The sequence below is a fragment of the Gordonia aichiensis genome, from assembly GCF_039946255.1.
Taxonomy (GTDB): Bacteria; Actinomycetota; Actinomycetes; order Mycobacteriales; family Mycobacteriaceae; genus Gordonia; species Gordonia aichiensis_A.
Genome location: NZ_JBCDWL010000006.1, coordinates 190,444 through 214,779, shown reverse-complemented (window position 1 = coordinate 214,779; position 24,336 = coordinate 190,444). Strand labels below are relative to the sequence as shown.

The window sequence follows — 24,336 nt, the reverse complement described above, 5'->3', positions numbered from 1 at the left end:
CGCGCCGTGGCCGCAACAGTCGGCAGCGCAGCAGTAGTCGGCAGCGCAGTAGCAGCAGTAGTACGTATCATCACCTCGTTTCACCAGGGAGAAGCAGTGTCGCCCACCGCAGTGTCCGTCAGTCAATCGAACGTCTCCGCCAGCCAGTCGGGGGTGCACGCCGGACCGGCCGGGCATGAGCCTGGCGACCTCGACTTCCATGCGCTCAACGCGATGCTGAACCTGTACGACGCCGACGGCAAGATCCAGTTCGACAAGGATCGGCAGGCCGCACGCCAGTACTTTCTGCAGCACGTCAACCAGAACACCGTCTTCTTCCACGATCTGGACGAGAAGCTCGACTACCTGATCAAGGAGAACTACTACGAGCCCGAGGTCCTGGAGCAGTACGACCGCGAGTTCGTCAAGCTGCTGTTCAGCCACGCGTACAGCAAGAAGTTCCGGTTCCCGACCTTTTTGGGCGCGTTCAAGTACTACACCAGCTACACGCTCAAGACCTTCGACGGCAAGCGCTACCTGGAGCGCTTCGAAGACCGGGTCTGCATGGTCGCGCTCACTCTGGCCGCCGGCGACACCGCGTTGGCGCGGAACCTGGTCGACGAGATCATGGACGGCCGCTTCCAGCCGGCCACCCCGACCTTCCTGAACTCGGGCAAGAAGCAGCGCGGCGAGCCCGTCTCCTGCTTCCTGCTGCGCATCGAAGACAACATGGAGTCGATCGGTCGCTCGATCAACTCGGCGCTGCAGCTGTCCAAGCGCGGCGGCGGCGTCGCGCTCCTGCTGAGCAACGTCCGCGAGCACGGCGCGCCGATCAAGAAGATCGAGAACCAGAGCTCGGGCGTCATCCCGATCATGAAGCTCCTCGAGGACTCGTTCAGCTACGCCAACCAGCTCGGCGCCCGCCAGGGTGCCGGCGCGGTGTACCTGCACGCCCACCACCCGGACATCTACCGCTTCCTGGACACCAAGCGTGAGAACGCGGACGAGAAGATCCGCATCAAGACCCTCTCGCTGGGCGTGGTGATCCCCGACATCACCTTCGAGCTCGCCAAGAACAACGACGACATGTACCTGTTCAGCCCGTACGACGTGGAGCGCGTCTACGGCAAGCCTTTCGCCGACGTCAGCGTCTCGGAGAAGTACCACGAGATGGTCGAGGACAAGCGGATCCGCAAGTCCAAGATCAAGGCGCGCGAGTTCTTCCAGACCCTCGCCGAGCTGCAGTTCGAGTCGGGCTACCCGTACATCATGTTCGAGGACACGGTGAATCGGGCGAATCCGATCGAAGGCAAGATCACCCACTCCAACCTGTGCTCGGAGATCCTGCAGGTCTCGACGCCGTCGGAGTTCAACGAGGATCTCACCTATTCGCACGTCGGTCGCGACATCTCGTGCAACCTCGGGTCGATGAACATCGCCAAGACGATGGACTCGCCCGACTTCGGGCAGAGCATCGAGACCGCGATCCGCGGCCTCACCGCGGTCGCCGACCAGACGTCGATCGAGTCGGTGCCGTCGATCAAGCGCGCCAACGACGAAGGTCACGCCATCGGCCTCGGCCAGATGAATCTGCACGGCTACCTGGCCCGCGAGCGGATCTTCTACGGCAGCGAAGAGGGCGTCGACTTCACGAACATCTACTTCTACACGGTCCTGTTCCATGCGATCCGCGCGTCGAACAAGATCGCCAAGGAGCGCGGCGCCGCGTTCGCCGGCTTCGAGAAGAGCACGTATGCCAGCGGCGAGTTCTTCGACAAGTACACCGACCAGGTGTGGGAGCCCGCGACCGCCAAGGTCCGCGAGATCTTCGCCCGGGCCGGTGCGCAGACCGACGGCCAGCTTTTCACCGAGGGCGGGATCCACATCCCGACCCAGGACGACTGGCGCGAGCTGAAGGCCTCGGTGCAGCAGTACGGCATCTACAACCAGAATCTGCAGGCCGTCCCGCCGACCGGCTCGATCAGCTACATCAACCACTCGACGAGCTCGATCCACCCGGTCGCGTCGAAGATCGAGATCCGCAAGGAAGGCAAGATCGGCCGCGTCTACTACCCGGCGCCGTACCTCACCAACGACAACCTGGAGTACTACCAGGACGCGTACGAGATCGGCTACGAGAAGATCATCGACACCTACGCGGCGGCCACCCAGCACGTCGACCAGGGCCTGAGCCTGACGCTGTTCTTCAAGGACACCGCGTCGACCCGCGACGTCAACAAGGCGCAGATCTACGCCTGGCGCAAGGGCATCAAGACGCTCTACTACATCCGACTGCGCCAGATGGCCCTCGAGGGCACCGAGGTGGATGGCTGCGTCAGCTGCATGTTGTGAGATCGCCTCTCGCACAGCCTGATTCATTTTCAACAAGATCGAATGAGGAAAGACGATGACTCCGAACAGTCCTGCCGAAGGCGCCCCGGTCAAGCTGATCGATCGGGTTTCGGCCATCAACTGGAACCGCGTCCAGGACGATAAGGACGCCGAGGTCTGGGACCGTCTCACCGGCAACTTCTGGCTGCCGGAGAAGGTTCCGGTGTCCAACGACATCCCGTCGTGGGGGACGCTGACCGACTACGAGAAGACCCTCACCATGCGGGTCTTCACCGGGCTGACGCTGCTCGACACCATCCAGGGCACCGTCGGCGCCATCTCGCTGATCCCCGACGCGCTGACCCCGCACGAGGAGGCGGTGCTGACCAACATCGCGTTCATGGAGTCGGTGCACGCCAAGAGCTACAGCCAGATCTTCTCCACGCTCTGCTCCACCAAGGAGATCGACGAGGCCTTCCGCTGGTCGGAGGAGAACGAGTACCTGCAGCGCAAGGCTCGGATCATCATGGACTACTACCGTGGTGACGACCCGCTCAAGCGCAAGGTGGCCTCGACGCTGCTGGAGTCGTTCCTGTTCTACTCGGGCTTCTACCTGCCGATGTACTGGTCTTCGCGAGCCAAGCTGACCAACACCGCAGACATGATCCGCCTCATCATTCGCGACGAGGCCGTCCACGGCTACTACATCGGCTACAAGTACCAGCGCGGGCTGGAGGTGCAGACCCCGGAGCGCCGCCAGGAGCTCAAGGACTACACCTTCGAGCTGCTCTTCGAGCTGTACGACAACGAGACCGACTACACCGAGGGTCTGTACGACGAGGTCGGCCTCACCGAGGACGTCAAGAAGTTCCTGCGCTACAACGCCAACAAGGCCCTGATGAACCTGGGCTACGAGGCGATGTTCCCCAAGGACGAGACCGACGTGAACCCGGCCATCCTGTCGGCACTCTCGCCCAACGCGGACGAGAACCACGACTTCTTCTCCGGTTCGGGCAGCTCGTATGTCATCGGCAAGGCCGTCAACACCGAAGACGACGATTGGGACTTCTAAGCCGACTGGACTTCTAAGCCGACTGGATTTCAAGGCCGGCTCAGTCGTCGATCACGATGCCGCGGGCGAAGGCCGACAGCCCCGGTGCGAGAGTGGTCGATTCTTGCCACCGCTGTCGACCGGCATTCATGATTCGAAGCGCATCGAGAGTCGGATTGTCCGCCGGCGGCATGGGATGGCGAGGGTCGCTGGACCGCCAGCCAGCATCGGCGAGGAGCTCGACGACGGTACCGTCCCAGGAACTCGGTTCGCGGCCCGCGCCGACCACGACCAACGACAGCCAGCCCGACTCGCGGTCGAATCGGTCGGTCCCGAGCGGTAGCCGCGAAGCGATGTGGCGCAGCAGGGCGACGGGATCGTCCGCCGCTTTGCGGGCGGCCACCGTCGGCGCCAGCACGCCCTTGCGGACCGACACCAGTCCGAGTCTGCGGACGGTGTCCCGCATCCGAGCGACGGGGAAGGTCTGATCTTCGCGATTGGCGGCCCCGATCCACCATTCGGTGATCCCGAGCCGTTCGGCGAGTTCGCGTACGACCGCAGGTTTGAGCCGTCCCGCAGCGGTCAGCGGCACACCGGTGCCGATGACGTCCAGGAAGGTCCGGTGCTGCTCGGTGAGACGCGCGGCTTCCGCCTCGCTGACGGTCGTCGGTTCACCGAACGCCGGGTCGCGCAGGAGCTGTCCCAGTTCGCTGAGCGGGTGGCGTCCGAGCCTGGCGGCGAGATCGGCGAACTCGCCGGTGACGGCGGCCGGCTCGACCGTCCACCGGGTGAGGTCGCGGTTGATCGCATCGAGGTCGACGGCGTCGGGGTGCCACCCGTCCGGCAACCAGTCCCGGGCTTCGGCGGGGGTCGAGAAGAAGGCCGGCGCGGCGTCGTCGGCGAATCCGGCGCGGGCCCACGCGGCAAACTCTGCGTAGCCGGGTATCCCGCCGCAGTCCTCCGGGGGGCAGGCGCGTTCGGCCGCAGTGCAGCGGGCCGTTGCGGGAGCTTCGTCGAGGACGGCTTCGATGGTGAGGGTGTGATCCCAGCCGTCACCGAAGTCGTATTCATACCACAGTGTTTCGCCTTCGGCATGGATGACCTGGTCGAGTCGGACCCCGGCCTCGGGAACCCCTGGTTCGCCTTCACCGACAGCGAAGTCGTTGAGGAACGTCGGCGACCGGCGGTCGCTTCCGGTGCGGAACTGATGCAGGTGGCTGTGCTCCCACCCCATCGACGCCTGGATCGCGTCATGCAGTTCGGGGAGAGTGAGGCTGCCGGGGACCTCCAGCCGACGCCACACCGACGGGTCGGTGTCCGCCAGTTCCACGCGGAGCACGAACCCGCGCGTGGATTCCGGAATCGGCCGAACCGCCGGTGGGGCGATCTCGCTCGGGTCGTCGAAACTCCAGTTCGTCACGCGGTTACCTAATCACGTCGGAGGGGGCGATGCCGATCCGTCGCGCCCTGAGGCGGGTCGCGGCACTCACCAGGGCGCCGCGCCGACTCCCGTCATCCGGACGGTGCCCCACTGGTTGACCTCGGCGAGTTTGGCCGGCACCGGATCGCCCTGCTCGACGCGGACGGTCGCCGACGACGTGCCGTGGCCCTTCAGCTCGGCGGCGCGCTCGCTGTACAGCATCCCGGCCCAGTGAAAGCGTCCGTCGTTGCCGTCGACGGCTCCCCGGGCGCGCAGCCGGGCGGCGAACTCGGCGTCACTCACCGTCACGACGACGTCGTCGTCGAAGATCTGGGATTCGATGGATTCGTCGGTGATCCAGTCGTAGTCGACGGGATCGAACCGGCGTGTGCGGCGATCGAGTCGAGCGGCCACCCGGTGCCATCGCGAGTGCAGCCCGAGCACCGGTGGATCGGGCTGGTCCTGCACCGGCCGGCGGACCCGCACGCCATGAGCGCCCGCCAGGTGCGCTTCGGTCAAGGCGGCGAACACGTAGTCGACGGTGTCAGCGCTGCAGAAGAACCGGTCCGGCACCTGTGCGGCGGCGACACCGAGATGGTTCGGGACGGGCGCGGGCTCATCGGTCACCACCAGATCGGCCGACGCCGTGTCGTCGACGAGATGGAAGGGCAGCGGCGAGTCGTCGATCAGACGTCGGATCCGGGCGATCGTGGGCGAGGCCCCGACCAGGGCGATGGTTGTCACGGCAGGAACCCCGAGCGACGCCACATCCACGCGGCGAACGGACCCATCAGGCCGTTCTTCTTCAAGAAGGTCGCCAGCGGCTCGAACGACATCACCTGTGACTCATGGAAGTTCGGATTGCTCCGCGCGATCATCGCCGTCTTCGCCGGATCATCGAAGCCTGCGCGCCGGTACATCTCGGGCGTGGTGAACAGGCGGCGGAAGATCGGCGCGCCCAACCCGTGCAGGTTCGCCGAGACCACCGTCTCGAACCGAGACCGCACCGGTCCTCGACGGACGATCGCGTCCCGGGCGAAGCCGATGTGCCGCGCCTCCTCGGTCACGTGGATCTGCATCACCCGCGCGACCATCGGCTGCAGCTCGGGGTCGCTGCGGATCTCGCGCTGCAGGGCGTCGAACAGCTCCTCGCCGACGAGGGTGATCACCCACATCAAGGTTCCGCGCATCACCAGCGGCAACATGTGCATCACGGCGCGCTGCCAGCGTCGCATCGTGTAGGCGCGGGCGCCGGACCGTTCGATGGTCTTGCCGAACATGGTCATGTGTCGACACTCGTCGCCCATCTCGGTGAGCGAATAGTGGGTCGTCGCCGCGGCCGGGTCGGTCCGCATCAGCCGATTCAGCAGCGCCCGGTTGAGGAGATTCTCGAACCAGATGCCGACCGACAGGATGTTGGCCATCTCCTGCCGGGACAGCTCGATCCGCTGATCCTCGGTCATCGATTCCCACACCGGCGTTCCATACAGGGTGACCACGCGAGGTGGCAGGAAGTACTTGCCCTCCACCAGCGGAGCCTCGAAGTCGATGTCGATGACGGGATCGTAGGAGCGGTTGGTCGAGCTCTTGAGCAGTCGTCGCGCGACCCTGCGGCGCGCCTCGTCCGGCTCGGGCCGCACGGTGGGTTCGCGCGCGACGCGGGTGTCGTCTGTCGTGGTCATGGCATTTCCTCCGGTCGATGCCGACTCCGGCACTCGGGTTCGGTCGTGGTGACGCGGTGACGGGCACCCGGGCGCGACGACGGTCTGTCGGCGATGTCCAGTGACACCCATCACTATACCAATGAACAATGTAACAGTCGAGGATGGCGGATGGCTCAGGCGCCCGCTCGGGGCGCGCCGGTCTCAGCGCATCTCGCGGACCAGGACGCGGCGCACCACCGGATGATGTGCCGCGGCGACGGCGAAGACCGTCAGCAGCACCCACGACATCATCGAGCTCACCAGAACCAGGAGGAAGGCGGCCCAGGCGCCGCCGACGACCTCGTGGGCGGCGGCGTGGCGCGCCCACAGACGCCAATAGATCATCAGGTTGACCGTGAGGCCGACCCCGTAGGAGATGCCGAACGACAGCAGGTACGGCAGCCACGTCCCGTCGGTGAGGCGGGCCGCGAGGGACTCTCGCCGCAGGGGTGAGAGCACCGAGAGCACGTTCGCGACCCCGAGCCAGATGAACAGCATCGCCACCAGCTGGTCGACGATCACGAGCGGGTTCGGATGGTCGGTCCCGACGGCGAGAAGTGCGACGACGGGGACGGCGGCGACGGCGATGAGTGCGGCCATGGCGATGTTCTTCACGATGAGGATGCGCCACAACGGTTGCTGGGCAGCCAGTTTCGCGCGCACGCGGCGAGCGTCGAAGCACAGGGCATTGGTGCAGACCACGCTTCCGGCGATCGCCGAGAACAGGTAGATCGTCAGCGACTTCGCGTCGTAGGTGGCCCAGCCGAACAGATGATATGTCAGGACGAGGCTCACGCTGATCGCCAGGGTGAGAGCGAGCCGCACCAGGATCGAGCGCGGCCGATCGTCGAAGATGTGCGCGATCTCGTCGGCCACCAGACGTGGCAGACGTGCCGCCGAGCCGGTGGCGGCGAGCATGAGCGCGACCACGTCGCCGTGGCCGGAGCCGTTGTCGCGGACGGGTTCGGGCGGCAGTGATCGCGCCTGGGCCAGAATCGCCTCGGCGACCGCGAGCTCAGCCGACGACGCCGTCGCGGCGAGGTCGTCCTCGGCCGTCTCCGGGCCGGCCACAACGCGCTCGCGGGCCTGCGCGACGACCGTCGCCCACGCCTGCGACTGCGCGCCGCCCACCCACAACGCGTGGGCGTAGGCATCGTCCGCACGGTCGAGGAATTCGCGTACTCGGTGCAATGCAGACTCGTCGGGCATCCCGACATCCTGTCACGCGCCCGGGCCGGTCACCCGTTCGTGCGAACGCCCTCGGCGGCCTTGGGAGGGGCGCTTCAGGGTTGTCGAGCAGCCCGGGAACGGAGTGAGCGAAAGCGGGTCTCGATACGTCCTCGGCTAGCGCCTCGGCCTACTCGACCAGCCTGAAAAGGTGTCCTGTCGCGGGTTGTCGAGCGCACTGAGGGTGAGCATCTCAGGGTTGTCGAGCAGCCCGGGAACGGAGTGAGCGAAAGGGGTCTCGATATGTCCTCGGCTAGCGCCTCGGTCTACTCGACCAGCCTGGAAGGCGTGTCGAGCGGCGTGAGGGATGGGTGCTTCAGGGCGGCCTGAGGGGCCATTTCAGGGTTGTCGAGTAGCCCGGGAACGAAGTGAGCGAGCGTATCGAGACGACGGGGGGTCTCGATACGTCCTCGGCTAGCGCCTCGGCCTACTCGACCAGCCTGACAAGATGTCCTGTCGCGGGTTGTCGAGCGGCCTGAGGGGGCGTTTCAGGGTTGTCGAGTAGCCCGGGAACGAAGTGAGCGAGCGTATCGAGACGACGGGGCGTCACCGACGACGCTTGAGCACGTCGTAGTACGTGGTGAGGTCGTCGAGGGCCTCGCCGATCTCGGTCATCGACACTCCCGTGGCCCGCAGCGCCTGCCTGAGCATCGTCGGGTCGAGCTCAGAGAGCACTTCCGTCGCGCGGAAGGTCGGGACCGGCGGCGGCAACCGGCGGTCGCCGAACGGGTCGTCGGGGATCGGGGGAGCGGACTCGACCGGGGCGGGCGCCTCGCCGTCCCGGGTCACCGCCAGCAACTCGGGAAGATCGGTGCCCATCACCGTCAGCAGGGTGGTCGGTCTGCGGTCGATCTCGGCGGCCACCTCGAAGGCGACGGCGAGCACATGTGTGCAGCGCGGCGCATCGTCCGGGCAGGTGCAGGCCGAGACCACGTCGGCGGCCTCGGTCGGCGCGATGAGCTCTCCCAGCCCGGGCGGCTGCTCCCCGCGGGCGAGGTCGAGGAGTTCGGCGGCGCGACCGGTGCGGCGCAGCAGGTCGATCACCGTCGCCGCGTCCACCGTGCGCATCGACAGTCGCACATCGAACGGGTCGAGCTGTGTTCCCCGCACCGACGCCGTCACGACACCGTGCGCGATCTGCAGGCCGTCCACGTGGCGCTCGCGGAAGTACCGCCGCGCGCCGGTGATGTGCCGGTGGTCGGCCTCTGCCTCCACCACGCCGACGAAGGCGCGCGACCACCCGGTGATCCCGTAACCGCGAACGGCGGCCTTCCCGCGACGGCGTCCCGGACTCACTCCGACACCGCTTCCTCGCGGAGGGCGAGCAGATCCATCAGCGTGTCGTCGTCGAGGTCGCCCAGCCACGACTCGCCGGTGCTGACGGTCAGCCGTGACAGCTCACGTTTGGCGGTCACCATCTCGTCGATGCGTTCCTCCAGGGTGCCGACGCACACGAACTTGCGCACCTGAACGTTGCGCTGCTGGCCGATCCGGTAGGCACGGTCGGTCGCTTGATCCTCCACCGCCGGATTCCACCATCGGTCAGCATGGATGACGTGATTGGCGGCGACGAGGTTGAGCCCCGTGCCGCCCGCCTTCAGCGTGGCGAGCAGGATAGGCGGACCGTCGGGCGCTGCGAACCGGGCCACCAGGTCGTCGCGTCGATCGCGCGAGCTGCCGCCGTGGAGCACGGGCACCGGCGCGCCGAGTACGGGCGTGAGCCAGTCGGCGAGCAGTTCGGCGAAGGCCGCGAACTGGGTGAAGACGAGCGCGCGGTCGCCCTCGGCGATCAGCGTGGTCAGGATGTCGACGAGCAGTTCGACCTTGCCTGAGCGATGCCGGCCGCGACGCAGCATCCCCGAGCCGTCGTCGAGGTAGTGCGCCGGGTGATTGCAGATCTGCTTCAGGCGGGTCAGCGCCGCCAGCACGGTTCGGCGGCGCGGACCGCCCTGCCCGGTGTCGGCCAGCGCCTCGGTCAGCTCGTTGAGCACCGCTTGGTACAGCCCGGCCTGCTCGCTCGACAGGTTGGTGCGGACGATCAGCTCGGTCTTGTCCGGAAGGTCGGGAACGATGGCCGGGTCGGTCTTCTCCCGCCGCAGGATGAAAGGCCTGGTGGCCGCCGACAGGCGTGCGAGAGCGCGCTGGTCGCGATCGCGCTCGATGGGTTCGGCGAAGCGTGCGCGGAACTGGGAGGCGCTGCCCAGCATGCCGGGATTCACCAAGTCGATCACGGCCCGCAGATCCTCCAATCGGTTCTCCACGGGGGTGCCGGTCAGGGCGATGCGTGCGCGGGCGGGCACTGCTCGCAGGGCTCGCGCGGCGGCGGTGTGCACGTTCTTGACGTGCTGGGCTTCGTCGACGACGAGCTCGCCCCACGACAGCGCGGTCAGCGCGGCACGGTCGCGGGCGAGCGTGGCGAAGGTGGTCAGCACCACGTCGGGGCGGTCGGCGGTGATCGCCTCGGCCGAGCGACCGGAGCCGTGATGGACGAGCACGGTCAGATGCGGGGCGAATGTCTCGAGCTCGCGGCGCCAGTTGCCGATGACCGACATCGGGCACACGACCAGCGCGGGAGGTGCGGTGCGCCCTTCGTCGCGGTTGGCGGTCAACAGGGCGATGACCTGCACGGTCTTGCCCAGTCCCATGTCGTCGGCCAAGACCGCGCCTGCACCGATCCGCCCGAGCGCCGCCAGCCACTCCAGCCCCCGCTGTTGATACGGGCGCAGCTCGGCGCGCAGCGCGACGGGCGCCGCGATCGGTGTCGGTGAGATTGTTCCGTGCTCCGCGATGTCGTCGAGCCAACCGAGGCCGCTCACCGCACCGACCGGGACCGGCAGCGATTCGTCGGTAGTGGTGACCAGCGCCAACAGCCTGCTCATCGTGGGCGGGTCGTCGCTCGCCCCGACGGCACGCTGCGCGGCGATGTACGCGGCCGCCCGATGAAGCGCGGCCCCCTCGGCTCGCAGCCAGCGGCCACGCAGGCGGACCAGGTCTCCGCTCTGCTGGGCCAACTCGTCGATGTCGGTCGGCGACAGCTCCCGCGAGTCGGCGCCGTCGCCCAGGGCCAGGCGCCATTCGAAATCGGAGATCTCGTCGAGGCCGACGAAGCCCGGGCGGGAACCGCCGGCGGGGGTCTGCGGCGCACGGATCGACAGGGTCGGGGTTACCGCCGCGATCGACGAGGGCAGCAGGACGTTGATCCCGGCGGCCTGCAGATCGGCCGCGCCTTGCGCGAGCAACTCGCTCACCACCGCCGTGCTCAGAAGGTAGTCGAGGGTGTGCGGATCGGTGTCGGCACGGCTCAGCTCGCCGAACGCGGTGGACGCCGCCGCGAGTTCGGTGGTCACCGCGTCCAGATCGTGCGGATCGAGCCGATGCGGGACCACCGGGGACAGCTCTCCGGTCGGCGTCCGCCGACACACCTCCAATCGCCAGCGGACCTGTTCGGGCGGGACGGTGGCGGCCGCCGGATCGTCGGGCGGCATGTGCAGTCGCAGCACGACCGCCGGCCGGCCCGGGCTCGCGGTGCCCACCCAGCCCTGCCATGCCTGCAGGCTGCGCGGGCCGGTCGTCGGCTCGAGCAGCGTCGGCGATGCGGAGGCGAGCCCGGCGACGAGGGGCACCGGCGACGACACGCCGGCGGCGCCCAGTATTCGCCGACACTCGTGGTCGAGCGTCTCGGCGACGAAGTCGGTGACCGCGCCAGAGGTCGACAGCGACGGCGGGGCGGCGGCCTGAGCGATGGTCAGCCAGCTGTGCCACGCATCCGACGGGGTGGGTACCCACCGCATCTCGTACTCGCCGCCGACCAGGCACGTGCTCGGTGCGACGGCACCGGAGGCGATGTACGCCCGGACGCCGGCCAGGAGATGGCGGTAGTGCCCCACGTCGCCGCCGACGCGCAGATGTGCGCAGCGATCGAGGAGCTCGACGGCGGTCCGCACGCCCAGTCCGGCGGCCGGAAGGTACCGGCGCGACCCGTCCGGTGCGGGGAGTTCGACGGTGTGCCGCAACCTGCGGTGCGCGAGCAGGTCGGCGAGTGCCTCGGGCACGTCGGCGCAGTCGGCGACGACAGCGCCCGCATCACCACCCGCCTCGGGCCAGACCGCCAGACCGAGTCCCGGCACCCAGCGGATCCGCAGCGGGATCTGCCGGCTCGGTCCGGTCGATTCGGTGACGGTCACGCCCACAGTTCTAGCGCGGACCTACGACACCGACGGGCGACCGATCCGCGCGAGGACGGCCGGGAGGGAGAAAGAGATGAGAGAAAGGGGAGGGGAGGCAGGCACCGGACTCAGCCCGCCGAACTGCTGTTCAACGACACCTTCACGTCGTTGAGCACCAGCCACGCGGCGGCCAGCCCGGACGACTCGTACCAAACGGTGTCGTCGACGGACAGCACCCGCTTCCACGTCGGGGCGCCCAGATCGAGCCACTTGTCGCTCATCAGGACCTCCTTGCCGCGCGCCAGTCCCTTCTCTCCCTGATAGCTCACGTAGATGAGGTCGGCGTCGGCGTCGGCGAAGTCGGCAGACGTGGCGGGCACGGCCTCGGGGGTCCGCTGGGCGGCCGGGCGGGCCACACCGATGATCGACATGATCTGCGCACCGAACGAGCCGGTGCCCTCGATCAGCTCCGCCGTCGGGGTGAAGCGGACCAGCGACACCTCGCTGTGCGCGGCGTCCATCACTCGGCCCACGCGGTGCGCCTCGTCGGTGAACTCGGCCAACCGGGTGTCGGCGGCCGCCGTCCGGTTGACCGCGGCGGCGACGTCTCGGAACGACCGCTGCCAGTCGGCGGGGTCGACGGTCACGGTGCGCGCCGAACCGAGGGCGTCGGTCGCCCGGAGCGCCGCCAGACGCAGTTCGGTCGCGGGGGAGGACAGGACCACCTGCGGTGCGGCTCGACGGACCGCGGCGGCGTCCGGGGCGTCGCCCAGGGCCGGGATCGCCGCGAACTGCGGTCCGAGGTAGGCGGGCACCGAACCCGGCGCGGCGGTCACTCCGGTGACCTGGGCTCCCATGCCGAGCGCACACAGGGCGTCGAGCAGCGCGGGGTCGGTGACGACGACGCGCGCGACATCGGCCTTGCCGCGATCCGGCGCCGTCGGCGCCAGGCAGGTCTTCGCGTAGTCCCGCCCCGGATTGACGATGTTGACCTCGGCGATCCGCGTCACGGTGGTCGAGATGACCGATCCGTCGGGAGTGCGGAGGAGTCCATCGTCACTGGCACAGGCGCTGAGTCCGACGGTCAGGGCGACGGCGGCGGCCGCGGCGGCCACGGTGCGCATCAACGGGCGCGGAGGCTTGGAGAACACCCGCCTACGCTAGCATCGGCGGCGCGCCGCGAACTGGGGCTACCTGCGGCGATCAACCGGGGCTATCTTGGTATTACGACAGATCGTAGGACCCGCTCGGAACAGTGCACCGCTCTGGTTTACGATCAGTACGTAGCGCTAGCGCCTTCAGTTGGCTAGGCAGCAAGAGTTCGGGCCGAGAGGCCTGGTGCCCGCCAGCGGCGCCGAGGAGGAGGAATCAGTGACCGCGGTAGACCAACCGACGACCCGGGTAGAAGCGGAGCGGCCATATCCGGCCCGCGTCAAGCCCAAGGGCTCGTTCTTCTACAAGCTCATCACGACGACCGATCACAAGATGATCGGCATGATGTACATCACCACCTGTATCGCCTTCTTCCTGGTCGGCGGTCTGATGGCCTTGCTGATGCGCGTCGAGCTGGCGCATCCGGGACTGCAGTTCTTCTCGAATGAGCAGTTCAACCAGCTGTTCACCATGCACGGCACGGTGATGCTGCTGATGTATGCGACGCCGATCGTGATCGGTTTCGCCAACTTCGTCCTGCCCCTGCAGATCGGTGCGCCGGACGTCGCCTTCCCGCGGCTCAACGCCATGGGCTACTGGCTGTTCCTGTTCGGCAACCTCGTCGCGCTCGGTGGCTTCCTCACCCCGACCGGTGCCGCCGACTTCGGCTGGACCGCCTACACCCCGCTGACGGACGCCGTTCACGCGCCGGGTCTGGGCGCCGACCTGTGGATCATGGGTCTGGGCGTCGCCGGCCTGGGCACCATCCTGGGCGCGGTCAACATGATCACCACCGTGGTGTGCCTGCGCGCCCCCGGCATGACCATGTTCCGCATGCCGATCTTCACCTGGAACATCCTGGTCACCAGCGTGCTGATCCTGCTGATCTTCCCGCTGCTCACCGCTGCCCTGATGGGTCTGGAAGTCGACCGTCAGTTCGGTGCACACCTCTACGACCCGGCCAACGGCGGCGTCATCCTGTGGCAGCACCTGTTCTGGTTCTTCGGTCACCCCGAGGTCTACGTCATCGCGATTCCGTTCTTCGGCATCGTCTCGGAGGTCTTCCCGGTCTTCTCCCGTAAGCCCACATTCGGCTACTCGGGTCTGGTCTACGCCACCCTGGCGATCGCCGCACTGTCGGTGGCCGTCTGGGCGCACCACATGTACGTCACCGGTTCGGTCCTGCTGCCGTTCTTCTCGTTCATGACGTTCCTGATCGCGGTGCCGACCGGCGTGAAGTTCTTCAACTGGATCGGCACGATGTGGAAGGGCCGAATCACGTTCGAGACCCCGATGCTGTTCGCCATCGGCTTCATCGTGACCTTCCTCTTCGGTGGTCTCACCGGCGTTCTGCTGGCCAGCCCGCCGCTGGACTTCCACGTCTCGGACACCTACTTCGTGGTCGCGCACTTCCACTACGTGCTCTTCGGCACCATCGTGTTCGCCACCTTCTCGGGCATCTACTTCTGGTTCCCGAAGATGACCGGCCGCATGCTCGACGAGACCCTCGGCAAGTGGCACTTCTGGCTGACCTTCATCGGCTTCCACGTCACCTTCCTGGTGCAGCACTGGCTGGGCAACGAGGGCATGCCGCGTCGTTACGCCGACTACCTCCCGTCGGACGGGTTCACCGAACTCAACGTGGTATCCACGGTCGGTGCCTTCATCCTGGGTCTGTCGACGCTGCCCTTCGTCTGGAACGTCTTCAAGAGCTACCGCTACGGCGAGGTCGTCACGGTCGACGACCCGTGGGGCTTCGGCAACGCACTCGAGTGGGCCACCAGCTGCCCGCCGCCGCGTCACAACTTCACCGAACTGCCCCGCATCCGTTCGGAGCGCCCGGCATTCGAGTTGCACTACCCGCACATGGTCGAGCGCATGCGCTCGGAAGCCCATGTGGGTTGGGGCAGCGCCAAGCACGAGACTGCCGACGTGTAGTTCTCACCTCCGACGAACCCCGCGTACCTGTGTCGACAGGGCGCGGGGTTCGTCGTCTCCGCGGCCGTCCCGCCCGCTTCACCGGGCGGGGACCTCCCTGAGCCGTCCGAACCGGCACCGGCCATAATTACCGTGTGGAATCGATCGTTAAGCGCACGGTGCTCATCACGGTGAGCGGTCCCGACAAGCCCGGTGTCACCTCGTCCCTGATGGGGGCGCTGTCGGCGGTCGGCGTCGACCTCCTCGACGTGGAGCAGGTGGTGATCCACAACCATCTGACGCTCGGCGTGCTGGTCGCGACCGCGGGCGACCTCGAGGACCTGCAGGAGGCGGTGTCCATCCAGATGGATGAGCGCGGCATGCAGGTCGAGATCAGCCTCGACCCCGACGGCACCGAGCAGCCCGAGTCGAGCCACGCCGTCGTCGTGCTCGGCCGGCCCATCTCCGCGGAGGCGTTCAAGGCCGTCTCGGCCGAACTGCACCGGCAGGGCGCCAACATCGACTCGATCCGCGGGGTCGCCGACTATCCCCTCACCGGCCTCGAGCTGTTGATCTCGGCCGTCGGCGGAGACGACGCCGACACCGACATCCGCGAGGGGCTCGGCCGCGTCTCGGCCAAGTACCCGGTCGACATCGCCGTCGAGCGCAGCGGCCTCGCGCGCCGCGCGAAGCGGGTCATCGTCTTCGACGTGGACTCGACCCTCATCCAGGGCGAGGTGATCGAGATGTTGGCCGCGAAGGCCGGCCGCGAAGCCGAGGTCGCCGCGGTGACCGAGGCCGCGATGCGCGGCGAACTGGACTTCGCCGACTCCCTCCACGAACGCGTCAAGGCCCTGGCCGGACTGGACGCCGAGGTGATCGACAGTGTCGCCGCGTCGCTGGAGCTGACGCCCGGCGCGCGCACGACGATCCGCACCCTGAACCGGCTCGGATACCACTGCGGAGTCGTCTCCGGCGGGTTCCGCCAGGTGATCGAACCGCTGGCGGGGGAGCTGGAGCTGGACTTCGTCCGCGCCAACACCCTCGAGATCGTCGACGGGAAGCTGACCGGCCGGGTGGTCGGAGAGGTCGTCGACCGGGCGGGCAAGGCCCGTGCGCTGGCCGCGTTCGCCGAGGAGGTCGGCGTGCCGATGGAACAGACCGTGGCGGTGGGCGACGGAGCCAACGACATCGACATGCTCAGCGCGGCCGGCCTCGGTATCGCGTTCAACGCCAAACCCGCCCTGCGCGAGGTGGCGGACACCACCCTGGACTACCCGTACCTGGATGCGGTCCTGTTCATGCTCGGCGTCACCCGCGACGAGGTGGAGGCGGCCGACCGGGTCGACGGCATGGTCCGCCGCGTCCCGATCGACTGACCCGGGCTCAACGGCGGGCGTCGACGGCGACGGCGGGCAGCCGCTGCAGTCCGGCCAGCACGTCCGGACTCTGCAGCTCCATCCACGCGACGACGTCCCGGTGGGTCGCGCAGACGGTGTCGGGCCGGACGCACGCCTTGCGCATGAACCGGGCGGTCGCGGGATTGAAGGCGTTTCCACTCCAACTGTTGAAATGGTTCGCGATCACCAGCGGCGCCCGGTTGCCGTTGAACGCCCGCCGGTACATGTACTCGTAGGTCTGCTCCACCGCGCGGCCCATGCGCCGTGCCGCCTTCGGATCGTCGGCGGCACCGTTCAAGGTCACCCAGAAGTTGTAGTCCAGTGCGGTCTGTCGAGTCTTCAGCGCCGGCGAGTACACGTACGGGATGGCGAACTCCCAGATCCCGCGCACCCGTCGCGGCCAGACGATCCCGGGTTGCGTCGCCGGCATCGACGAGTCCCACGTCATGCCGTGGGCGCGGAGCGCCGGGAAGACGGTGGCGGGCCGCCCCTCCAGACACTGGGTCCGACCGCCGGTGACGACGTCGGTTCCGAAGGCCAGATCGGGCCCTTCGGTGATGCCCGTGTTGGCCCGCCAGTTCGTCATCAGCGAGAAGAACTGGTTCAGTTCGTGCTTCCAGTCCGCGGCGGTCCATACCGCCCCGGGATAACGGGTTCCCTGGCAGAAGTGACCGACGTAATGCGTGCCCATCTCGTGGCCCGCACGCCAGGTCCGGTTGAGATGGGCGATCTGCTCGCGGACCTCGGCGCGGTCGCCGCCGAAACCGATGGCGGCCTCGCCCGGGCGATGACCGGGTGCCCGGTAGCGGGCTCGGGCGGCGTCGGTGAGGAAGTACAGTCCCGTCATCAGGGCGGTGAAGCGGGCGTTGCTCGCCGCCGCGGTGTCGAGGAACAGATCCCAGTTGGGGCTCACGCCGACGCCGTCGAAGGAGAACAGGATGAACTGGGGTGGCCGCTCCCCGGGCCGCAACGCGACCATCGGCACGTTCGAGGCGAGGGGCTCGGGCTGCCGCGGTGCGACGACGGTCGTCGGCGTCGGAGACGCGGAGGCGCCGAGGATCGGATCGGCTGCGGACACCGAGCACGCGGTGGCCGACAGGACGGCGGTGACGGCGGCGACGATGCGCGTCGCGATCGATCGGCGCGGGCGCCCGGATGCCGTCCGCGGGGAGAACGTCGTCGACATCGCGTGAATACTACGGTTCGGGCGATTCGAAGCCGACCTGCGCCGGAGCGAGTCCGCGGAAATGGTCCGTTCGGACGAGCCTGCCACTCGTGCGCAGCCGGCGGCCGGACGACGGGTTGCTACGCTCGATCTTCGTGCAGGTGATCGATCAATATCGTCGTCTCGTGTCGTATCTCGGCAGGTACGACGACCCCGAGGACCCGGCGAACGTGCAGGCCATGCAGATGGTTCTGCGCATCGAGAAGAACGATCCGCCCGGCCGCCACCGTCTCCTGGTGGCTGCGGCGAGGTCCGTCGCCCTGCTCTGCCTCGATCCCCGGGTGGCCGATGACGGCGAGTGGGCGGCGCCGATGGACGCCTGGTGTGATGCCCGGATCCGCAAGATCGCGCGACGAGCGCGCGGTGCTCAGTGGCTGGCCGCGCAGGACGTCGCCGGGGTCACCGCCGAGGTCGACGGCGCGATGGCACGCGCCTACGTGCCCGGCCGCGTCGGCGAGGTCGACAAGCGGATCGCCAAGCTGCAGATCGGCGGCACCGACGTCGACGGCGACCTGCCGGGCGACGAGCCTGCGCCGACCGCGCCCGGTGGATTGACGCTCTGGGTGAATCCGGACCTGGCGATGACCGTCGGCAAGACCGCCGCGCAGGTGGGGCACGCGGCCATGCTGGGGGTGCGCCTGATGACCGAGGCGGAGGCCGCCGACTGGTACGCCGCGGGCTGTCCGCTGGACGTGCGGCGGCCCGGACCCGGCCACTGGGCGCAGTTGACGGCGGCGGTCGCCGCCGGGCGCGTCGTGGGGGTCCAGGACGCCGGCTTCACCGAGATCGAACCCGGCTCGCTGACGGTCGTCGCCGAACGGCGCTGACCGTCAGCGACCGACGGCCGGCGGCGCGAGCTTCTCGACGGTGCCGAACCAGACCTCGCGGTCACCGGCCAGGGGCGCGAGGATCAACTCGTCGGCACCGGTGCGGGCGGCGAAGGCGTCCAGCTGCGCCAGGACGTCGGCCGTGGTGCCGACGGCGGCGTAGCGCAGCATCTCGTCGACCTGCGCACCCTGCGGTCCGTCCAGAAGGCTCTCGGCCTCGGCGGAGGTCAGATTGCGGCCCCGGTTGAACAGGAACTTGATGCGCGCGATCTTGGCTTGGCGCAGCTGTTCTGCGGCGCGGTCGGCGTCGTCGTCGGCGATGACGGTCGCGGCGACCATCACCGACGGTCGGCTGAGCGTCCCGTCGGGCAGCTCGGCGGGACGGAAGTCGCGGCGGTACAGCGACAGCGCCTGCTCCAGGGCCTGGGGAGCGAAATGCGAGGCGAACGCGTACGGCAGCCCGAGGGCGGCGGCCAGCTGCGCCCCGAACAGCGAGGAACCCAGGATGTAGAGGGGCACGCCGGTCCCCGCGCCGGGCGTGGCCCGCACCCCGTGGACCGACGTCCCGGCGAAGTACCGCTGCAGCTCGACGACGTCGCCGGGGAAGTTCTCGGCGGCCGCCGGGGTGCGACGCAGCGCGGTGAAGGTCGCGGCGTCGCCGCCGGGGGCGCGGCCCAGACCCAGATCGATTCGGCCCGGGTACAGCTCGGCGAGGGTGCCGAACTGCTCGGCGATCGCCAGCGGCGAATGATTGGGCAGCATCACCCCGCCCGCGCCGAGACGGATCCGCGAGGTGTGCGCGGCCATGTGCGAGATGAGGACGGCGGGCGCGGCCGAGGCGATCGTGGGCATGTTGTGGTGCTCGGCGTACCAGAGTCTGCGGTAGCCGACGCTGTCGGCGAATTCGGCCAGCCGCCGCGAGTGTGCGAGGGATTCGCCCACGCTCTCGCCGCCGCCCACCTGGGCCAGATCGAGGAGTGAGAACGGGACGCGGCGGTCGCGGACGAGCGGGTCCGGGGAGGAAGGAGAGTCGGTCACCACAGGTTCAGCGGTTCGCGGAGCTCAGGTATTCCGCCGCCGGTGTTCTCCACGCCCTTCCACTCGGCCCGAACGGGTGGGCCATCCGGCACCATAGAGGGGTGACCGAACTGATTGCTGACCTTGACCTGCTCATCGACTTCCGCGACGTCTCGCTCATCCGTGACGGGAAAACCCTTGTGGGGCCGGTGAACTGGCAGGTAGAGCTGGACGAGCGCTGGGTGATCATCGGACCCAACGGGGCGGGCAAGACCTCGCTGCTGCGGATGGCGGCCGCGATGGACTTCCCGACCCGGGGCGACGCCTTCGTCGTCGGTGAGCAGCTGGGCAGGGTCGACGTGCGGGAGCTGTCGACGCGGATCGGTCTCGTCAGCTCGGCGATGGCGGCCCGCGTGCCGGGCGACGAACTGGTCTCGGACCTGGTGATCTCGGCGGGCTACTCGGTGCTGGGACGCTGGCGCGAGGAGTACGACGAGATGGATCGGACCCAGGCGGCGAACATCCTCGAGTCGATGGGTGCAGAGCATCTGGCCGACCGTCGATTCGGCACCCTGTCGGAGGGGGAGCGCAAGCGGGTGCTGATCGCGCGCGGGCTGATGACCGATCCGGAACTGCTGCTGCTCGACGAGCCCGCCGCCGGATTGGATCTGGGCGGGCGCGAAGAGCTGGTCGATCGGCTGAGCACCCTGGCCGCCGATCCCGATGCTCCCGCGCTGGTCCTGATCACCCACCACGTGGAGGAGATCCCGCCGGGCTTCACGAACGTCATGATGCTCTCCGAAGGCGCGGTCACCGCGCAGGGTTCGCTCGAGGAGACCCTGACGGCGGAGAACCTGTCGGCGACCTTCCGGCAGAACATCACCGTCAGCGTCGACGACGACCGGTACTTCGCGCGGCGTGCGCGGCGCGCGGGAGGGCATCGCCGGTCCGAGATGTGACCGGGCCGACACCGCGCCAGGCTCCCCGGCTACAGTCGAAGAGGGCCCGAACGTTCGCTCGGTTCGGGGGCGGTGACGAAGGAGTTCTGAAGATGTTCGTAGAAGGTGCGGCGGCGGTGCCGCTGCGTGACGCCTCCACGGTGGTGCTGGTCCGGGATTCCGCAGACGGGATCGAGATCTTCCTGCAGCGCCGGGTCAAGCAGATGGCCTTCGCCGGCGGCATGACCGTCTTCCCCGGCGGCGGGGTCGACGACCGCGACCGGGACGCGGAGATCAACTGGGCCGGCCCCGACGTCGAATGGTGGGCCGAGCAGTTCGCGACCGACGTCGAGAGCGCCCGCGCCCTGGTGTGCGCGGCGGTCCGGGAGACCTTCGAGGAATGCGGCGTGCTGCTCGCCGGCTCGGCCACCGCGGTGCACCCCGATCCTGCGGCCCTCACCGGCGAGCGTGCCCGCCTGGTCGACAAGGAGTTGTCGTTCGCGCAGTTCCTCGCCGACCACGAGCTGGTGCTGCGCACCGATCTGCTGGCGCCGCTGTCGCACTGGATCACCCCGAAGAACGAGGTCCGACGCTACGACACCCGGTTCTTCCTGGCCGAACTGCCGGCCGGGCAGATCGCCGACGGCGAGACCTCCGAGGCGGCCGCGACCATGTGGCAGACCGCCGAGGAGGCGCTGACGGACTGGGATGCGGGCAACCATTTCCTGCTGCCGCCGACGTGGTCGCAGCTGCGGACGATCGCCGGATACGCGACGGTCGCCGACCTGATGGCGACCGACCACGTCATCGAACCGATCGAACCGTCGATCGCCGACCCGTCGGGGCTGTCCGGTCTGCGCTTCGCCGACTCGTCCTCGTACCTCGCCTCCCTCGGCGACGGACGGTTGGACCGGTTGAAGGACGCGAACTCCTGACCGTCGCGGCGCCGGTGCCGGGCGGGCGGCGGCCGCCGTTCGGAGCCTAGGGTTCGTGCGCCTGGGAATCGGGTGCGGCCAGACCGTCGCGGTCGGCCCATTCGAGCAGGGTGTCGAGGCGATGTGCGCGGTCATCGAGGCCGGCGTGGAGGTCGCCCAGCGCGTCGTACCTGCCGGGCATCGTGGTGACCGTGAAGTCGTCCGGTTCGGCGTCGTCGATCTCCGACCACGACAGCGGCGCCGACACCGTGGCGCGCGCATTGGCGCGGATCGAGTAGGCGGCGGCCATCGTGTGGTCGCGCGCGTTCTGGTTGAAGTCGATGAAGACCGCGTTCGGATCGCGGTCCTTGCGCCACCAGGTGACGGTCGCGTCGCCGGGCAGGCGACGCGCCACCTCGGTCCCGAAGGCGAGCGCGGCGCGGCGCACGTCGTGGAAATCCCAGTCCGGCGCGATGCGGACGTAGATGTGCAGGCCGCGTCCGCCGGAGGTCTTCGGGTAGCCGACGATGCCCAGTTCGTCGAGGACTTCGTGCGCCACGTGTGCCACGCGGCGCACGCGCGCCAGATCGGCGCCCGGCATCGGGTCCAGGTCGATGCGCCATTCGTCGGGTCGCTCCACCTGCTCGCGCCGGGAGTTCCACGGATGGAACTCGACGGTCGACATCTGGACCGCCCACACGACGGCGGCCGGTTCGGTGACGCACAGTTCGGCCACCGTGCGCGAGTAGCGGGGGAAGAAGATGTCGACCGTCTGCACCCAGTCGGGTGCACCGGCAGGCAGCTTCTTCTGGTGGACCTTCTTCTCGGTCGTGCCGCGCGGAAAACGGTGCAACATGCACGGACGGTGATGGAGGGCGCGCGTGATTCCGTCGGCGACGGCCAGGTAGTACCGCGCGATGTCGAGTTTGGTGAGCCCGAGGTCGGGGAAGTAGAGGCGATCGGGGCTGCTGAGCCGGACCTCGCGCACGGCGGCGTCCGCGGCGGACCCGTCCGGAACCGGGACCTGCAGGACCACTGGCTCGCCACCCATGCGTCTACGGTAGCCTGCCGGTGACGGTCGTCACTGTCTCACGGTTGTGGTCCGGTTGGGAACTGGACCTGACCTACCGGTAGCCTGCCCTCATGGCTGAGTTTGTAACCCTGGAGACCTCGGAGGAACATCCGGGCGTCGGCACCATCTTGTTGAACCGCCCGCCGATGAACGCGTTGAACCGTCAGGTCCAGACCGAGCTCGCCGCGGCGGCCGAAGAGGCGAGCATGCGCGACGACATCAAGGCCGTCGTCCTCTACGGCGGACCCAAGGTGCTGGCGGCGGGCGCCGACATCAAGGAGATGCTCGACATGTCGCGTGCGGACATGGCGAAGGTCGCCGGCCGCCTGCAGCGGGCGCTGGGCGCGATCTCGGAGATTCCGAAGCCGACCGTCGCGGCCATCACCGGCTACGCACTCGGCGGTGGCCTGGAGGTGGCGCTCGGCGCCGACCGTCGCATCGCCGGCGACAACGCCAAGCTCGGCGTGCCCGAGGTCCTGCTCGGGGTGATCCCCGGTGGCGGCGGCACGCAGCGGCTGGCGCGCCTGATCGGCCCGTCGCGCGCCAAGGACATGGTCTTCACCGGCCGCTTCGTCGGCGCCGAGGAGGCGCTGCGCATCGGTCTGGTCGACCAGGTCGTCGCGCCGGACGAGGTGTACAACGAGGCGCTCAAGTGGGCGGGGCAGTTCGCCGGTGCCGCATCGGTGGCGCTCGCCGCCGCCAAGACCGCGATCGATTCGGGTCTCGAGGTCGATCTGGCGACCGGCCTCAAGATCGAGGAACAGGTCTTCGCGGCCCTGTTCGGCACCGACGATCGCACGATCGGCATGGAGTCGTTCGTGGCGAACGGCCCCGGCAAAGCCGAATTCACCGGAAAGTAACGAGGGGATCCCCGCATGACTGCGGTCGAAGACAAGAACGAGAACGTGCCCGCGGCGCAGAGCGACGCCGCAGACGACGCGGTAGCGGCCGACCGGGTGGACCCGGCGCCGAACCCGCATGCGACCGCCGAGCAGGTCGCGGCCGCGATGACCGACACCAAGCTGGCCCAGGTGCTGTACCACGACTGGGAGGCCGAGACCTACGACGAGAAGTGGTCGATCTCGTTCGACCAGCGTCTGATCGACTTCGCACGCGGACGCTTCGACAAGATCGTGCCGGATGCGCCGGTGCCCTACGAGCGGGCGATGGAGCTGGGCTGCGGCACCGGATTCTTCCTGCTGAACCTCATGCAGTCCGGCGTGGCCGAGAAGGGATCGGTCACCGATCTCTCGCCGGGCATGGTGAAGGTCGCCCTGCGCAACGCCGAGAACCTCGGATTGGACGTCGACGGCCGGGTCGCCGACGCCGAGTCCATCCCGTACGAGGACGACACCTTCGATCTCGTCGTCGGACACGCGGTGCTGCACCACATTCCGGACGTGGAGAAGTCGCTGCGCGAGGTGCTGCGCGTGCTGAAGCCGGGCGGTCGCTTCGTTTTCGCGGGCGAGCCGTCGACGTACGGCGACTTCTACGCGCGGTGGATGAGCCGCGCCACCTGGTGGGCCACCACCACCATCACCAAGCTGGGTCCGCTGCAGGGCTGGCGTCGTCCGCAGGCCGAGCTCGACGAGAGCTCGCGGGCCGCGGCGCTCGAGGCGGTCGTCGACATCCACACCTTCTCCCCGGAGGATCTGGAGCGCCTCGCGACCGCCGCCGGTGCCGTCCAGGTCGAGACGACCGCCGAGGAGCTGGCGGCGGCGATGCTCGGCTGGCCGGTCCGCACCTTCGAGGCGGCGGTGCCGCCGGAGAAGCTGGGCTGGGGTTGGGCCGGTTTCGCCTTCGGCGGCTGGAAGAAGATGACCTGGCTCGATGAGAACATCCTGCGCAAGGTGGTCCCGCCGAAGTTCTTCTACAACGTCCTCATCACCGGCGTGAAGCCGGAGAAGTAGGCACACCGATCCGGATCAGATTCCCCGCTCAGCACCGACACTGGCCTCCCGGTCGTCGTCGGCGCTGAGCGGGGAATTCTGTTCGGC

19 protein-coding genes are annotated in these 24,336 nt (G+C 68.5%); 9 read left to right on the top strand and 10 right to left on the bottom strand.

From position 1 onward, the window contains the following. Positions 1 to 96 precede the first annotated feature (96 nt). Both nrdE and nrdF read left to right on the top strand, forming a co-directional pair. A complete protein-coding gene (gene nrdE, locus AAFO60_RS09685) occupies positions 97 to 2,331 on the top strand; it encodes a class 1b ribonucleoside-diphosphate reductase subunit alpha (protein ID WP_347955977.1) in 2,235 nt (744 codons plus the stop codon). A 55-nt stretch (positions 2,332 to 2,386) separates the two neighbouring features. Next, positions 2,387 to 3,382, top strand: a complete 996-nt coding sequence (nrdF, locus tag AAFO60_RS09680; RefSeq protein ID WP_347955976.1) for a class 1b ribonucleoside-diphosphate reductase subunit beta — start codon at positions 2,387 to 2,389, stop codon at positions 3,380 to 3,382. Between the two features lie 40 nt (positions 3,383 to 3,422). Here nrdF and AAFO60_RS09675 read toward each other — a convergent pair whose 3' ends face one another. The 7 genes from AAFO60_RS09675 to AAFO60_RS09645 all read right to left on the bottom strand — a co-directional run bounded on the left by AAFO60_RS09675 (position 3,423) and on the right by AAFO60_RS09645 (position 13,028). After that, positions 3,423 to 4,781 (bottom strand): plasmid pRiA4b ORF-3 family protein, encoded by a 1,359-nt coding sequence (locus tag AAFO60_RS09675; RefSeq protein ID WP_347955975.1) that lies wholly within the window; start codon positions 4,779 to 4,781, stop codon positions 3,423 to 3,425. A 66-nt stretch (positions 4,782 to 4,847) separates the two neighbouring features. Further along, positions 4,848 to 5,525 carry a DUF4873 domain-containing protein gene (locus AAFO60_RS09670; RefSeq protein WP_347955974.1) on the bottom strand — a complete coding sequence of 226 codons (678 nt, stop codon included), beginning with the start codon at positions 5,523 to 5,525 and terminating at the stop codon, positions 4,848 to 4,850. Then, complete coding sequence (locus AAFO60_RS09665) at positions 5,522 to 6,463, bottom strand: AurF N-oxygenase family protein (RefSeq protein ID WP_347955973.1); 942 nt, start codon at positions 6,461 to 6,463, stop codon at positions 5,522 to 5,524. Before AAFO60_RS09665 ends, AAFO60_RS09670 begins: the two co-directional genes overlap by 4 nt. Before the next feature lie 183 nt (positions 6,464 to 6,646). Next, complete coding sequence (locus tag AAFO60_RS09660; RefSeq protein WP_347955972.1) at positions 6,647 to 7,693, bottom strand: hypothetical protein; 1,047 nt, start codon at positions 7,691 to 7,693, stop codon at positions 6,647 to 6,649. A 564-nt stretch (positions 7,694 to 8,257) separates the two neighbouring features. Further along, positions 8,258 to 9,007, bottom strand: coding sequence for a hypothetical protein (locus AAFO60_RS09655; protein WP_347955971.1), 750 nt, complete (start codon positions 9,005 to 9,007; stop codon positions 8,258 to 8,260). After that, a complete protein-coding gene (locus AAFO60_RS09650; RefSeq protein ID WP_347955970.1) occupies positions 9,004 to 11,895 on the bottom strand; it encodes a DEAD/DEAH box helicase in 2,892 nt (963 codons plus the stop codon). Before AAFO60_RS09650 ends, AAFO60_RS09655 begins: the two co-directional genes overlap by 4 nt. 110 nt (positions 11,896 to 12,005) lie before the next feature. After that, complete coding sequence (locus AAFO60_RS09645; protein WP_432211703.1) at positions 12,006 to 13,028, bottom strand: ABC transporter substrate-binding protein; 1,023 nt, start codon at positions 13,026 to 13,028, stop codon at positions 12,006 to 12,008. A gap of 220 nt (positions 13,029 to 13,248) precedes the next feature. On the opposite strand from AAFO60_RS09645, the gene ctaD reads away from it, so the two are divergent. After that, positions 13,249 to 14,967 carry an aa3-type cytochrome oxidase subunit I gene (gene ctaD / locus AAFO60_RS09640; protein WP_347955969.1) on the top strand — a complete coding sequence of 573 codons (1,719 nt, stop codon included), beginning with the start codon at positions 13,249 to 13,251 and terminating at the stop codon, positions 14,965 to 14,967. Between the two features lie 134 nt (positions 14,968 to 15,101). After that, positions 15,102 to 16,325, top strand: coding sequence for a phosphoserine phosphatase SerB (gene serB / locus AAFO60_RS09635; protein ID WP_347955968.1), 1,224 nt, complete (start codon positions 15,102 to 15,104; stop codon positions 16,323 to 16,325). Between the two features lie 7 nt (positions 16,326 to 16,332). On the opposite strand, the gene AAFO60_RS09630 is transcribed toward serB, so the two are convergent. Beyond that, positions 16,333 to 17,532, bottom strand: coding sequence for a polysaccharide deacetylase (locus AAFO60_RS09630; RefSeq protein WP_347955967.1), 1,200 nt, complete (start codon positions 17,530 to 17,532; stop codon positions 16,333 to 16,335). A gap of 164 nt (positions 17,533 to 17,696) precedes the next feature. Here AAFO60_RS09630 and AAFO60_RS09625 point away from each other — a divergent pair, with 164 nt between their 5' ends. Continuing rightward, the gene (locus AAFO60_RS09625) at positions 17,697 to 18,398 is read left to right on the top strand and encodes a peptidyl-tRNA hydrolase (RefSeq protein ID WP_432211702.1); all 702 of its coding nucleotides are present in this window, start codon (positions 17,697 to 17,699) and stop codon (positions 18,396 to 18,398) included. 3 nt (positions 18,399 to 18,401) lie between these two features. On the opposite strand, the gene AAFO60_RS09620 is transcribed toward AAFO60_RS09625, so the two are convergent. Continuing rightward, positions 18,402 to 19,436: an LLM class flavin-dependent oxidoreductase gene (locus tag AAFO60_RS09620; RefSeq protein ID WP_347955966.1), complete on the bottom strand. Its 1,035-nt coding sequence runs from the start codon at positions 19,434 to 19,436 to the stop codon at positions 18,402 to 18,404. A gap of 101 nt (positions 19,437 to 19,537) precedes the next feature. On the opposite strand from AAFO60_RS09620, the gene AAFO60_RS09615 reads away from it, so the two are divergent. Both AAFO60_RS09615 and AAFO60_RS09610 read left to right on the top strand, forming a co-directional pair. Then, positions 19,538 to 20,374, top strand: coding sequence for an ABC transporter ATP-binding protein (locus tag AAFO60_RS09615; RefSeq protein ID WP_347955965.1), 837 nt, complete (start codon positions 19,538 to 19,540; stop codon positions 20,372 to 20,374). A 92-nt stretch (positions 20,375 to 20,466) separates the two neighbouring features. Then, positions 20,467 to 21,288 carry an NUDIX hydrolase gene (locus tag AAFO60_RS09610; protein ID WP_347955964.1) on the top strand — a complete coding sequence of 274 codons (822 nt, stop codon included), beginning with the start codon at positions 20,467 to 20,469 and terminating at the stop codon, positions 21,286 to 21,288. A 46-nt stretch (positions 21,289 to 21,334) separates the two neighbouring features. On the opposite strand, the gene ligD is transcribed toward AAFO60_RS09610, so the two are convergent. Next, entirely contained in the window at positions 21,335 to 22,318 is a 984-nt protein-coding gene (gene ligD, locus AAFO60_RS09605) for a non-homologous end-joining DNA ligase (protein ID WP_347955963.1), read from the bottom strand. A 92-nt stretch (positions 22,319 to 22,410) separates the two neighbouring features. Between ligD and AAFO60_RS09600 the strand changes: the two genes are divergently transcribed. Together AAFO60_RS09600 and AAFO60_RS09595 are read left to right on the top strand one after the other, a co-directional pair. Then, the gene (locus tag AAFO60_RS09600; protein WP_347955962.1) at positions 22,411 to 23,199 is read left to right on the top strand and encodes an enoyl-CoA hydratase/isomerase family protein; all 789 of its coding nucleotides are present in this window, start codon (positions 22,411 to 22,413) and stop codon (positions 23,197 to 23,199) included. Positions 23,200 to 23,214: 15 nt separating this feature from the next. Beyond that, positions 23,215 to 24,249, top strand: a complete 1,035-nt coding sequence (locus tag AAFO60_RS09595) for a class I SAM-dependent methyltransferase (protein ID WP_347955961.1) — start codon at positions 23,215 to 23,217, stop codon at positions 24,247 to 24,249. Positions 24,250 to 24,336 lie beyond the last annotated feature (87 nt).

Excerpts from the sequence above, each read along its gene's own strand:
- AAFO60_RS09600 (WP_347955962.1), top strand. The coding sequence starts at position 22,411 with ATGGCTGAGTTTGTAACCCTGGAGACCTCGGAGGAACATCCGGGCGTC.
- nrdF (WP_347955976.1), top strand. The coding sequence starts at position 2,387 with ATGACTCCGAACAGTCCTGCCGAAGGCGCCCCGGTCAAGCTGATCGAT.
- AAFO60_RS09665 (WP_347955973.1), bottom strand. The coding sequence starts at position 6,463 with ATGACCACGACAGACGACACCCGCGTCGCGCGCGAACCCACCGTGCGG.
- AAFO60_RS09610 (WP_347955964.1), top strand. The coding sequence starts at position 20,467 with ATGTTCGTAGAAGGTGCGGCGGCGGTGCCGCTGCGTGACGCCTCCACG.
- AAFO60_RS09595 (WP_347955961.1), top strand. The coding sequence starts at position 23,215 with ATGACTGCGGTCGAAGACAAGAACGAGAACGTGCCCGCGGCGCAGAGC.
- AAFO60_RS09630 (WP_347955967.1), bottom strand. The coding sequence starts at position 17,532 with ATGTCGACGACGTTCTCCCCGCGGACGGCATCCGGGCGCCCGCGCCGA.
- AAFO60_RS09660 (WP_347955972.1), bottom strand. The coding sequence starts at position 7,693 with ATGCCCGACGAGTCTGCATTGCACCGAGTACGCGAATTCCTCGACCGT.
- ligD (WP_347955963.1), bottom strand. The coding sequence starts at position 22,318 with ATGGGTGGCGAGCCAGTGGTCCTGCAGGTCCCGGTTCCGGACGGGTCC.